Annotated in this window: 9 protein-coding genes; 7 read left to right on the top strand and 2 right to left on the bottom strand. The window is 42.7% G+C overall.

Annotated features, from left to right (window positions below):
- Positions 1-3: 3 nt before the first annotated feature.
- Positions 4-1,344 (bottom strand): polysaccharide pyruvyl transferase family protein, encoded by a 1,341-nt coding sequence (locus V144x_RS14905; protein WP_144985931.1) that lies wholly within the window; start codon positions 1,342-1,344, stop codon positions 4-6.
- Between the two features lie 181 nt (positions 1,345-1,525).
- Here V144x_RS14905 and folB point away from each other — a divergent pair, with 181 nt between their 5' ends.
- Together folB and folK are read left to right on the top strand one after the other, a co-directional pair.
- Complete coding sequence (folB, locus tag V144x_RS14900; protein ID WP_144985930.1) at positions 1,526-1,897, top strand: dihydroneopterin aldolase; 372 nt, start codon at positions 1,526-1,528, stop codon at positions 1,895-1,897.
- Between the two features lies 1 nt (position 1,898).
- A complete protein-coding gene (folK, locus tag V144x_RS14895) occupies positions 1,899-2,402 on the top strand; it encodes a 2-amino-4-hydroxy-6-hydroxymethyldihydropteridine diphosphokinase (protein ID WP_144985929.1) in 504 nt (167 codons plus the stop codon).
- On the opposite strand, the gene V144x_RS14890 is transcribed toward folK, so the two are convergent.
- Positions 2,399-2,680 carry a hypothetical protein gene (locus V144x_RS14890; RefSeq protein ID WP_144985928.1) on the bottom strand — a complete coding sequence of 94 codons (282 nt, stop codon included), beginning with the start codon at positions 2,678-2,680 and terminating at the stop codon, positions 2,399-2,401. The two genes, folK and V144x_RS14890, sit on opposite strands and share 4 nt — an antisense overlap.
- Positions 2,681-3,090: 410 nt before the next feature.
- On the opposite strand from V144x_RS14890, the gene V144x_RS14885 reads away from it, so the two are divergent.
- The 5 genes from V144x_RS14885 to V144x_RS14865 all read left to right on the top strand — a co-directional run bounded on the left by V144x_RS14885 (position 3,091) and on the right by V144x_RS14865 (position 13,324).
- A complete protein-coding gene (locus V144x_RS14885) occupies positions 3,091-3,618 on the top strand; it encodes a TadE/TadG family type IV pilus assembly protein (RefSeq protein WP_144985927.1) in 528 nt (175 codons plus the stop codon).
- 71 nt (positions 3,619-3,689) lie between these two features.
- Positions 3,690-4,262, top strand: a complete 573-nt coding sequence (locus tag V144x_RS14880; protein ID WP_144985926.1) for a TadE/TadG family type IV pilus assembly protein — start codon at positions 3,690-3,692, stop codon at positions 4,260-4,262.
- A 49-nt stretch (positions 4,263-4,311) separates the two neighbouring features.
- Positions 4,312-6,111, top strand: a complete 1,800-nt coding sequence (locus tag V144x_RS14875) for a vWA domain-containing protein (RefSeq protein WP_197998439.1) — start codon at positions 4,312-4,314, stop codon at positions 6,109-6,111.
- A gap of 522 nt (positions 6,112-6,633) precedes the next feature.
- Entirely contained in the window at positions 6,634-11,775 is a 5,142-nt protein-coding gene (locus V144x_RS14870) for a DUF1549 domain-containing protein (RefSeq protein WP_144985924.1), read from the top strand.
- Between the two features lie 79 nt (positions 11,776-11,854).
- A complete protein-coding gene (locus V144x_RS14865; protein ID WP_144985923.1) occupies positions 11,855-13,324 on the top strand; it encodes a DUF1501 domain-containing protein in 1,470 nt (489 codons plus the stop codon).
- The last annotated feature ends 340 nt before the right edge of the window (positions 13,325-13,664 follow it).

Here is a 13,664-nt window from a genome sequence, read left to right as displayed (position 1 = left end):
CGATCAGGAAGAATAACTATTGCTGATAGCGTTTTCCACAACTTGCATCGTATTTTTCTGGCGGTCTTGAATCGATTGCATCACTGATTCCAAATGCCCGAGCGACTGCTCATAGTTGCGGTAGACATTGGTAACTTTTTTGGCGATTTGCTTTTGATTCACTTCGTCAATTTCAAAAGTCCAATCTTTGAGCCCGATATCGTACCACATTTGCCCCTTTATGGTGTCTGTTGGTTGTCTAATATATAAACCGGGAGTTCCATGTGCACAGGCGATAATAGGCGAGTGACATTCCATACTCACAACAGCGGCTGCATCGCGATAAAGTGAACCTGCTTCGTCTGGGAGCCAATAATCATCGTGGGCAACAACCATTGATTTGACATCTGAAGGAAGCCGATCAATCACGAGTGGACGAATTATTGAAGTTTGATAGGTCATTTCAGGACAAACGACTACTTTTTGGCCTGTTAGACGTACCCATTCCTGAATTGCTGCCCGTAGCTTCGCGTGGTCGGATTCCTGGTATTTTTGGTTCACCATCTCCACTTCTCGGACTTTTTCTTTTGACCAGCGAATTGATTTATGAATTTTATGATAAGGAGTCAATCTGAGTCGCGGGACGGCACAGAGATATTTCCCTTTTTGCAGTTGATTTTTTTTCTGAAACGCCAACGTTTTCTGATCATTAGTTAAATCAATGGCGAACGTCGCATCGGGAGCAAAGTCCTGATGTGAGGATGTTACTTTGGCTGCAGTTAGATTTTTAAGGGATTGTGTTTCGCGCGTGAAGATAAAGGCAGCTTCTGACAAGAGGCTGTGTAACTCTTTATTAACTTTAGAGATTGTGACCCCATAGATTCCATAGGGTTTCCTCGTCATTTTTTTCCAGAATGCTAATTCTCTTTGCGAAACAACACTTGGGCCGGAACCATGGAGAAAAAAATCTGCATTCTGAAATGCTTGCCGGAGAGACTCTGAGTTCAGTTTTCCATCGCGTTGAAGGCGGCCTTTTACGATTTTGAGGTGGGGAAACCGTTTTTTTAACATTGGTTCGACCCCCCGATCGACACTATTAGGCCACAGAATGACCTGAAACTTGGGCGCATATAATTCGAGTAATTTCAAGATTCCGGGAGTATGACCAATATCTCCAATATTCACCGTTTGCCAGCCAGACCGCAGTAAAATAGTCGGAGTTTTAACCGGTTTCGATGTCGATTGTGAGAACGATTGCGTTTGTATGAGCATACCACTGCAAAGTCCCCCTGCCAGACCTAATGAGTGATTGATAGACTGTTTTAACCAACTACGACGCGAGAGATTTTGCTGCTGATTGTTCATGTGAGTTTTTTCTGTCAATTTTCGGCCCAGATCAATGATTTGGTAAGAAATAAATCAATTCTATTTTTAGAAAAGCGCCCTGTCCTGTGCAACCAGTTGTACTAACATTATAGTGGAGTTAACTGTTTTAACGTTTATTAGCTTGCTGCATCCTCTTTTTATATTCATCATAATTATCACGATGCCTGATCAAATCAACATTTCTGATTTATTGTTACGAGCCATTATTGGCATCAATGATGAAGAAAGAAACAAAAAACAAGACGTCCTGATCAATTTAACTTTGCATGTGGACTTAAATGAGGCTGGTAAGTCAGATGATATTTGTGATGCAGTCAACTATCGGACGATTACTAAAGAAATTATCAATTTAGTCGAAAACTCACAGTTTGAACTTGTAGAAAAAATGGCTGCAGAAGTTGCCAAACTATGCTTAAAAGATGAACGAGTACTACGGGCAACGGTCAGAATTGAAAAGCCTGGGGCTTTGCGTTTTGCTCGTTCAGTAGGTGTGACGATCGAGAGAACCCGCGAGGATCTTTTCGGAGTCTGACATGAATCAGGTCTTTCTGGCATTAGGCAGTAATATTCGCCCGGAATTCTATCTTCCCCGAGCAGTCAGATTATTAAGTGGCTATGGTGTCATTCTTAAAAGATCATCCGTTTGGCAAAGTAGTCCTGTCGGAGACGAGAATCAGGCTGATTTTTTGAATGCAGCAGTTCTGATGGAGACCCCGTTAGAAGCATCTAAGTTACGATTGGATGTCATTGCCGGGATCGAACAGCAGCTGGATCGGGTCCGCGATCCTGATAATAAAAACGGACCCAGAACGATTGATATCGATCTGGTCTTATTTAATGAAGAGCAGTTGGAAATCGGGCACCGAATCATACCCGATCCGGAAATACTTGAGCGAGCATTTTTGGCCGCTCCTTTAGCGGAACTTGCTCCCCAATATGTGGTTCCTGGTGTAAACAAGACACTGGAGCAAATCGCGAACGAATTAACATCTACTGATGAGAATCCGTTAATGTGTTTTAGTGATGTGCAAATTTAAGAATCACGCAGAATCAAAGCGTTCCCAGGGAGGCAGGCCATCTTAAAGAACAGCCCTTGATCTTCGCATTGAGATTTATAGGCATCGGGCATTTTCGCTTCCGTTTCGTCATCCCATTCGAGGATATAGGTCCGCTCAGACACTTTCTTGCCGCGCACTTCCACCACCATTCCTGTCCAGCCACCGCAACAAATTTCTGGAAATTCCGGTACATATACCTCTTCTTTTACCTGAATATTTGAGCCTGCTTTGATAGTCGAAGATGCCTTTTTACCCATAATTTATTTCTGCCAAAACATATTTAATCTTTAAATTTTTGAGAAACCAATTGGCACGTTAGTCGACAGTGTATCGCTAATGCAGCATGGATTTCAATTGAAGTAGAACGATAACCCTCCCTTAGATACAAGAAATTAACAATTTTTTGGCATTCATCCGTTTGATGTGGCTTTTTGGCAACATATTGACCGCAGAGAAAGCGTTTTATTTTGCATCCTGTATCAGTATTACTACATAAGATGATAAGTTTTTTTTTACAGAAAAATCCCTCCTCATGCTCATTTCTAAGCTATTGTTTTAGTGGATAAAACCATCCCCTCTTGAATGTACTCTCCCGGCCGGCTGCCTAGTTGCAGAATATGAATTAAACCAAAGTTGGATCAATACTAATATTTTCAAGAGGACTGAGATGTTGACGCGGCATCGCCGACAGGCATTGAATCAAAAAAATTGTGAAGGACGCTCTGGGGCGACTTTAGTCGAATTAGCGTTCGTAGCTCCTGTTTTTCTGGCATTTGTCTATGCCATTTTCGAATTTGGATATGCCTACGTGGTATCCAATATCATTCAGGAAGCAACACAGGAAGGCGCGAAATTAGGTCGTCTTGAGGGTGTTACAACAGCACAGGTGGAAACGAAAGTCAAATCATTACTTGATACCGTTTTTGATTCAAATCTTGCCACAATCATGGTGAAAAATGCCAGTATGTTTGACACAGAAGGTGTCGATGTTTCACAAATCGATTTTGCTGCCCTTCCCGACATGAATCTTGCAAACGCTGAAAAAGCGCAATTATTTATCGTTCGTGTGGAAGTTCCGTATAAAGATGTTCGACTACTAAGCTCATTTTTTGTTGACCCGGTAGAGGCCGCAGCAGCAGCAAGTCATGAAGAGAGTCTTATGTTGTCTGGGCATACTGTCAGGCGTCACGAATAAATCTCTGCAACAATTTTGTTTGCAGAAAATATTACCGTTTCAGGTAAGCCACTGTTAGCAGGAGTAAACTCATGCGAGTAATTCGAAACAATCAAACAAAATCGGAAATCAAATTTCAAAGCCGCAAAGGTGTAGCTGCAGTGGAATTTGCCGTGATTGCGCCCGTTTTTCTGGCGTTAATCCTTGGAATGGTTGCAGTGCGCCGTGCAGTGCATACAACAACGGTCATGGACGCGTCATTAGCACAGGCCGGGCGATTAGCTTCGATGGATGCCGGTTTGGATTTACCTAATGGAATGAACTTGAATGATAAAATCATTCTTGATGTACGTAATTTTTTGCGTGCATCAGGGATTGAAAACGATGAATCAAATCTGACGATTACGATCACGCATGCCGATGATGAAGATGGAGTTCCCCTTGATCCAATGCCAAATCCTCCCAGTGCAGGTGATACCTTTGACTTGAGTGACTTATCCAATCGAAATCGATTATTTCGAATTGGAATTGAGATTCCTGAGGGAGCATTAAGTTCAGATCTCACGGATATTATGAATCTGGAAGGATCAATGGCGAAGCCACTCAATGGTGATCCGGTCTGGGATTTAATTTTGAATAATGGCACGACAAAGATTGTCAACTAGAAAACATTTTTAAAGAGTCTCACTCTGACTTCAGGGGAACATGGGGGGAATGATGAAACAGGTACAAAATACACATGATGAAAAGTTGAACTTGCCAGGCGAACAAAACCGTCGTGGTGCGTTCATGGTGATGGCTGCTCCATTTCTCATCGCTACGATGGGATTTTTGGCATTTGGTATTGATATCGCCGTTATCACAATGACCAAAACCAGAATGCGGAATGCCGTTGATGCCGCTGCCCTGGCTGCTGCTCAACAAATTACAAACACGATCCAGGAAGCTGCAAATGATATTGATCAAGGTCAAGATGTAGGGGGCGCAGTTCAGGACGCCAATACAATTGCTGTAGACGCCGCTAAGGCCATGGCAGAAAAAGTGGCTCGTTTAAATGGCGTTTACATTGATCCTGAAACTGACGTCGAATTTGGAAAACACTATAAAGACAGTCAGGGCAATGACCATATGGATTGGGGAGAAGATGCTAAGCCTTATAACGTCGTGAAGGTGACAGCGCGTCGCGATAATCCAACCGAAGGTCAAGAAGACTCAAAATTACAACTGTTCTTTGCTGGACTCATGAATGATAAAACTGCATCAATTACGACTTCAGCAATCGCATTCATAGAAGCACGAGACATTGTACTTGTGCTCGACTACTCTGGTTCTATGAGTTACGACAGTCAATTTGACGCTATGTCTTCTTCAAGTATGGGGAAAGCAGCTGTGGAGCAGAATCTGGATGATATCTGGGATTCATTAGTTGCCTCAGGGACTACCTACTCGGATACAGGGAAACTAAAATTTCCCGCGACAGGCTATGGAAAGATTAACTCAGCGAATGGTACTTATAATAGTTCCAACAGTGATGAAACGGTTTTTTATGCACTCGACTTGGATGAAGTCGATGCGAATGGAAACCTGAAATATCCATTTCCTCAGGAAGGAAAAGATAGTAATGGCAATTTAAAAGGACAACCCACAGGATCTGCGAATAAGAGCGCATGGAAAAACTATATTAACTGGGTGCGAAATGATAGTTCTGTTAAAAACTATGGTTACAGAAAGGACTATGGTTATCGTACTCTCGTTGGTTATCTGATTGAAAGACGTAAGAAGAATAATCAGTCTGAAGATTTATGGCGTGCTCCCATTTATCCGTTCCATGCGATGAAAGAGGGAGTGACACTCTTTAACGAATTCCTTGGCGGGTTAAAATTCGGAGACTATACCGGGTTAGTAACCTATGATAGTTCTTCCCGTGTCGAATCTGTTCTCAATGATGACGGTGTTGCAGATACTGTTGATTTAGGAGATGAGCTCATTACGAATCGTTACGAAGATATCGATACGATTCAGAGACACAAACAGGCTTCTCATTACGCTGCTTATACTGGAATGGGGTACGGGATTCGTGATGCACGAGAACTGTTATATTCACATGGACGAGTTGGTGCTCGGCCTACGATATTGGTGATGACTGACGGGAATGCCAATCGTTCCCCTTCGGGTTGGTCTTTACCAGGAACTTGGAGCTGGGATGAAGTTACTGACTTTGATGGTGATGGTAACTCAGACTATTCCACTTCAAGCAAAAGTAAACAGTATGCTTTCTGGCAAGCAGTGGAAGCCGCCAACATGGGTTATACCGTGCATACGATGACCGTTGGTAAAGGAGCTGATCGAAATTTAATGCAGGCAATCGCCAAGGCGTGCAATGGAATTTGGATCGATGCACCGGGTGGTGCCACGATTGAAGATATGAGGGACCAATTGTTGGTCGCCTTCGGAAAGATCGCTGCCAATGTTCCACCAGCAAAATTGTTGGCGGATCCTGAAAATGATTTTTAAAGAAGCGAATACTAAATGATTCGTGCCTGCTTGGGTTGATTTCTACCTGAGTGATTGAGGTGGCTGGAAACAGCCACCTCTTTTTTATTTCCTTTTGTATTTTGCGAAATGTTCAATTTCTGTTTCGTTCTATTAATGATTACAAAGGCCCCGGGAGATGTTTCTTGCAGCAAATTGAGTTTCGATACCGAAATGGGGTGAATTTTGTCCTGATGATTACCTTGGACCTGATGATTACCTTGGACAGGAAAAGAAATCTTCAAAAAATATATCAAAAAAAGAGAAATTATTATCGACGAAGAATTACGATATATTCATAATAGTAATATATTATTGCATTCGAGAATCTAGTTTCTGACTGGGAGCAGTCAGAGAAACTAATCCTTCCGTCACTCTCACCCTGATTGATCATCTACTCTCGAAAGAGTCCTCTCAGATCAATAAGGGGCAGTGAAAAGAGACTATCTCTTTTCATCACCAGAGTTATTTTAACTTAGGTCTGCCATAAGGGGGTTGGGGCTCATGTCGATCGACAAGTTCCTTTCTTTTGCTATCACTACCATTACTTTATGTACATATTTTGCGTCGAGTACCTTCGCTGCAAATCCATCTGAAGTAAAAGGCAAAATCAGCTTTTATCAACAGATTCGTCCGATACTTCAGGCACATTGTGCAGGATGCCATCATCCACGCAATCCTGAAGGGGAATATGTGATTACAGAGTTTTCGCGTTTACTTAAGGGGGGAGAAAGTGAGACCACTGCCATCATTCCAGGTAAGCCTGATGAAAGCTATTTTGTAAAATTGATTACTCCCCATGGTAACGAAGCCGAAATGCCGAAAGGGAAATCACCTCTTTTGCAAGATCAAATCGCCTTGATTCGCTCTTGGATTCAACAGGGAGCCATTGATGATTCACCGAAGAAAGTTGAGTACCAATTTAATAAAAAGAATCCGCCTAAGTATTCCTCTCCTCCGGTAGTCACTTCACTCGATTACTCTCCTGACGGAAAACTTCTGGCTGTTGCTGGTTTTCATGAAGTTGTGCTCCATACTGCACAAGGTGATAAGCTGGTCGGGCGACTGATTGGGAAATCTCAACGGATTGAATCAGTTCAGTTTTCGCCTGATGGAAAATATTTAGCAGTAACGGGAGGAACCCCTGCTGAGCGGGGCGAAATTCAAATCTGGGATGTGGCAAAACAAACACTGAAAAAGTCGGTCCCATTAACCTATGACACCATTTACGGTGCGAGTTGGTCTCCAGATGGAAAATTACTGGCATTTGGTTGTGCTGATAATACTGTGCGTGTGATCGAAGTCGAGACAGCGAAAGAGATTCTTTATCAGAATGCCCATTATGATTGGGTCCTTGATACTGTTTTTTCAACTGATGGGAGTCATGTCATTTCTGTCAGTCGTGACAGGACAACGAAACTGGCTGAATTAAAAACACAGCGATTTATCGATAACATTACTTCGATTACCCCCAAAGCTTTGACAGGGGGACTGGCAGCGATTGCTCGCCATCCAACTCAAGATACAATTCTGGTTGGAGGTGCAGATGGTATACCTAAACTTTACCATGTATTCCGTCAGTCAGTGCGTGTGATTGGTGACGATGCAAACCAGGTAAGACGCTTCCCTGCTCTCAAAGGAAGAATATTCGGAGTCGATATTCATCCGAATGGCAAACAATTGGTCGCAGTCAGTAGTCTGAATCATACAGGGGAACTGAAAGTCTTCTCTTTCAAAATTGAAAAAAAGTTTTCTCCTGAATTGGTTAAAATTCTATCAAAACGTGTTGTGACAAGAACCCCGGCTGAGAAAAAGCAAGTCGAAGAGAATCGGACAAAATCTGTCAAGCTTGTAAGTGAAGTCAAGGTTCCAGAGTCAGGTTTATATACTGTTGCTTATCACCCGCAGGGCGAAATTATTGCCACCGCAGGACAAGATGGCCAGGTTCGGCTGTTTGAAGCGAAAACAGGGAAACTGAAAAAATCATTTGTACCTGTTCCTTTAGAAGCCAGTCAAAAACAATTAGCAGAATCGAAAATTGGAACACAGAAATCTGAAGTAGTCGTAGTCGATTTGAATCATAAAAAATTGCCACAAGAAACACTCTCTGACTCTGACCCGGTAGTGAAACTAGAAGTACAACCACCAACTGCCAGGATCGCACAAAAATATGACACGATTCAGTTCATTGTTACAGGATACTTAAAATCCGGAGGGAAAACAGATCTGACGCGTTTGGTAAAAGTAAATTTAAGCCAACCAGGAAAAATACATGTTTCTCCGACTGGCTTGGTACGTGCACTTCAACCAGGCACTGTTGATGTCAATTTCAGTCAAAAGGGAATTCAAACGAAAGCGAAAATAACTGTAGCCGAATTTCCTGAAGATTACCGTCCCGATTACTGGCGGGATGTTGCCCCCGCATTTACTAAAATGGGGTGTAATTCCGGGTTATGTCACGGTGCAAATAAAGGAAAAGATGGATTTAAACTTTCCTTAAGAGGAACCGATGATCTGTTTGACCTGAGAGCATTTACTGATGATCTTAAATCACGCCGTGTTAATCTGGCGTCTCCTGAGAAGAGTCTCATTTTATTGAAAGCAATTGCCGAAGTCCCACATAAAGGAGGCCAAGTTGCGTTAGCCGGTGATGCGCATTATGAAATCGTTGCATCGTGGATCAAGAATGGAACTCCTTTGAAAAAAGATTCTGCCCGAGTAACAAGTATCAAAATTACTCCTGAAAATCCCGTTGTTCCACGTGCTGGCTTATTACAGCAGTTCCGTGTACTGGCAACTTATGATAATGGTGAAGTTCGTGATGTGACTTCAGATTCATTTATTGATAGTAGTAATATTGAAATTGCGAAAATGCATCATGGTGGGATTGTAGAAGTTCTCCGGCGGGGCGAAGCGCCGCTTTTGGCCCGTTATCAAGGAAAGTATGCTGCCACAACAGTGACAGTTATGGGTGACCGCACAGACTTTGTCTGGAAGCAGGTTCCCATCCACAATTACATTGATCAACTGGTAGATAACAAACTCAAGAAAACGAAAACACTTCCATCTGACTTATGTACTGATGCAGAGTTTATAAGACGTCTTTTCATTGACTTAACTGGATTGCCACCAACGATTGAGGATGTCAAAACTTTTTTGGCCGACAAACGCGAGTCTAATGTCAAACGTAATGCATTGATTGATCGCCTGATTGGGAGCCCAGAGTTTGTAGAACATTGGACCAATAAATGGGCTGATCTTTTACAGGTGAACCGTAAATATTTGGGCGTCGAAGGCGCAAAATTATTCCGGGAGTGGATCCGTAAGTCTGTCTCAGACAATGTTCCCTATGATCAATTTGTTTATCAGGTGCTTTCCGCCTCTGGTTCAAACAAAACGAATCCAGCTGCATCCTACTTCAAAATTCATCGTACTCCAGTTGACACGATGGAAAACACAACTCATTTATTCCTCGCAATTCGTTTCAATTGCAATAAATGTCATGATCATCCATTCGAGCGCTGGACTCAGGATCAATATTATGAAACATCAGCCTTCTTTGCTCAATATGGTTTGAAAAATGCTCCTGAGAGTAAAGGACGCATGATTGGTCGTACAGCCGTCGAAAGTGGAAAACCTTTGTTCGAAGTCATCTACGATAAAAAAGATGGTGAGATGATCCATGAACGTACCGGTGCCAAAACATTACCTAAATTCCCCTACCCTGCAGAATTCAAAACAGAAAAAATAGAACTTTCACGCCGCGAACAATTAGCACGTTGGATCACTTCACGCGATAACCAATACTTTGCGAAAGCATATGCGAATCGAATCTGGGGTTATCTTACTGGAACAGGTTTGATTGAACCGATTGACGATATTCGCGCTGGAAACCCGCCGTCTAACCCAGAGCTCTTAGATCAACTGACGGCTGACTTCCTAAAACATGATTTTGATATCCGTCATTTAATGCGTGTGGTATGTCAGTCACGGACATATCAACTTTCGATTAAGACGAATAAATGGAATGAAGATGATTCGATCAACTATTCACACGCAAAAGCACGGCGTTTACCAGCAGAGGTATTGTATGATTCACTTTGCCGTGTGACCGGCTCTCTCTCAAATATCCCGGGAGTTCCAGCCGGAACGCGCGCTGCAGAACTTCCCGATGTTGGTTTTAAATTGAAAAGTGATTTCCTTGCAAAATTCGGGCGTGCTCAACGCGAGAGTCCTTGTGAATGCGAACGATCATCCAGTGTCGAACTGGGTCCTGTTATGGCATTAATTAGTGGTCCGACGGTTGGGAATGCTATTAGTGATCCCAATAATGCCCTTAGTAAACTCGTTCAAGAAGAAAAAGACGATCATTCGCTGATCGATTCGATTTTCCTCAGAGTTTTAAATCGTCCAGCAACAAATGAAGAAAAACAGGCCGGAGTCAATTTAATTCAACAGCAAATTCAAAGTGAGCATGACGCATTAACGAAACGGCTGGTCACCTACGAAAAAAGCTTGTCTCCTGATGTAATCAAACAGGAAAATCTACGTGTCAAAAATGTTCAAGAGGCTCAACATGCTGTGACTTCGTTCCAGAAAGCAATTGCTCCTCGAGAAGCCTGGTTAAATGAAGAACAAAAAGCACGCACTGCAAAATTGCAAAAAGTTTTGTCTGAATACCAAAAGGCATTGAAAACGAAAATTGCAAATTGGGAAAAACAAAATTTGAAAGGTTCGAAGTGGGTTGCCCTCAAGCCGGAAACGATGTCTGCAACTAATAAAGCAACCTTAGAGCTACAAAAGGACCTTTCTATACTGGCAACAGGCAAGAACGGAAAAGGCGATTATCAAATCGTCGCACATTCGCCTTTGAAAGGAATCTCTGCAGTTCGTCTCGAAGTACTGACGCATGATTCACTGCCTAATAAAGGTCCTGGACGTGCAGCAGATGGAAATATTGTATTGAATGAATTCGAAGTCTATTCAGCACTAAAATCAAAGCCTGAGCAAAAAACAAAATTAACTCTTTCGAATGCACAGGCCGATTTTAGCCAGAATGTTTATAATATTTCGACTGCTATTGACGGAAAAGTTAAACCTTCAAGTGATGGTTGGGCCCTGGCTCCTCAAACAGGAAAATCACATATGGCAAGTTTTGATATTCAATCAAAAGTGACAGGCGACGATCAGGGAACAATTTTAACTTTTGTCTTAAAACAGCACTTTAGCAGTAACACACATTCTATTGGCCGGTTTCGACTTTCTGTCACTAATAGTGGTGGTCCTACTACTTTAGATAAACACCCTAAGGATATTCAGAAAATCCTTGCGAAAAAACAAGATAAACGAAATGCAGCCGAGAATAAGAAGTTGCTTGATTATTACAGTAAGTCGGATCGTAAGCTGCAAGCGCAGCTGAAAGCAGTTGCTGACAGTAAAAAGCCACGTCCGACTGATCCAAAGCTGGTAGAATTACGAAATCATCTAATGAAAATGCAGAATGTTCGCCCTGTAGATCGAAAATTGACCCGTTTACGCAACGATGTTCGGCTTAGTGGGGAACAGGTTAAGCAGAAGCGACTCATTGCGGCTCAGGACCTAACCTGGGCATTGATCAATAGCCCCGCATTTCTGTTTAATCGCTAAGACGATTTTACAAACGAAAGTACAATCTAACGGATAGAATACTCAAACCGACCTCTAACAGAAGTGAGGAGATACTGAGATGCTAATCATTCCAGGTCAACCCGGCAAGGAAGCATGTGAATCCAGAAACCAGATATCCCGACGTGACTTATTGAGGGTTGGTGGTTCCGGCATGATGGGTATGGGACTCGGTTCCATGTTACAACTTCAGGAAGCAGCTGCCAACAATAATGAAGGTGGTGGTCCTGGTTGGGCAAAAGCGAAAAGCGTTATCTTAATCTTTCTGCAAGGTGGGCCAAGCCATCTCGATCTATGGGATCCAAAAGAAAATGTTCCTGATAACGTGCGAAGTGTATTCAAGCCAATTCCGACGAAAATTCCAGGAGTGCAATTTACTGAATTGCTTCCGAATCTCGCGCAGCAAAACGACAAGTTCACCATGATTCGCTCAATGAGCTATACACCGAAAGGGCTCTTCAATCATACTGCTGCCATTTATCAAATGTTAACCGGTTACACGACAGATAAGGTCAGCCCTTCAGGGCAATTAGAACCTCCGAGTCCCAAAGATTTTCCAAACTTCGGTTCAAACATCATTCGCTTGCAGCCTCCACAAGTTTCTATGTTGCCGTTTGTAATGCTACCCCGCCCTTTACAGGAAAGTAATGTAGTCGGTAAAGCAGGCACCGCTGGATTCTTGGGACGTGCGTATGATCCCTATTATTTGTATCCACCGGGAGATGATATGGATATGAATAAAATGGATAAAATCAGTGTAGATGACTTAAAACTACGTCCGGATGTTTATACTTCCCGCCTGCAACGGCGTGCCAGTTTACGAGAATCGATCAACAAAGGAATGCCACAGCTCAATAAAGCTGTCGAAGACTATAAGTTGGATAAATATTATTCTCGAGCACTTGATCTGGTAATATCCGGGCGTGCCCGGGATGCATTTGCTCTCGACCAGGAGCCAGACGCGGTCCGAGATAAGTACGGGCGGAACACTTTTGGACAAAGTCTCCTATTGGCGCGCCGTCTTGCTGAAGCAGGTACGCGTGTTGTTGAAGTCGTATGGCCGAAAGTTGCTAACTCTAACAATCATTCCTGGGATGTGCATACTGGGTTATCCAAGCGCTTGAAAGATCAGTCTGCCCCCATGTTTGACCAGGGGCTCGCCAGTTTAATTTCAGATTTATATGATCGAGGTACTCTCGATGAAACTCTGGTGGTCGCCGTTGGTGAGTTTGGAAGAAGCCCGCAACGTGGTGTGAGTACGTCAGGTAACTCAAATAGTGACGATGGAAGAGATCACTGGCCTTATTGTTACACCTCTGTTATGGCTGGTGCTGGTTTGAAACGAGGTTATGTGCATGGGGAATCAGATAAAACAGGCTCCAGTCCTCGGAAAGATCCGGTCCACCCACGCGAACTGTTGGCTACGATCTACCACTCGTTTGGCATCAATCCTGAAACAATTGTGTATAATCACCTGAATCAGCCTCGCGAATTAGTAAAAGCTCAAGCTGTTACCAAATTGATGGGATGATTGATCTTTTTTATAACAAAACGAATCTGGCCCACCTTTTCTAGTAATTGGTGGGCTTCTTTTCTAGACAGGGATTGTAGGTTATTTCAAAACAGACACTTTTTGTATTTTGACAAAAGTTTTTAAAAATTGGAAAAGCATCAAAATAGTCCTTGAAATTTTGATTATCAAATGGTGTACAATACGTTTGTGGAAAATAACAAGAGTATTTATTGTACGAGATGACACATTGTTATAAATACATAGGAAATTTACAGAAACCGGGAACTCATCTCCCCCACAAACGTCCTGGTTATTGTTCTTATAAATCGCGCCACGATTACCTTGATTTCTAAACTAA

Source organism: Gimesia aquarii (assembly GCF_007748195.1).
In the GTDB taxonomy this organism is placed as follows: domain Bacteria; phylum Planctomycetota; class Planctomycetia; order Planctomycetales; family Planctomycetaceae; genus Gimesia; species Gimesia aquarii.
Note: the sequence above shows the minus strand (reverse complement) of the source record. Positions and strands in the feature narration are given on the sequence as shown.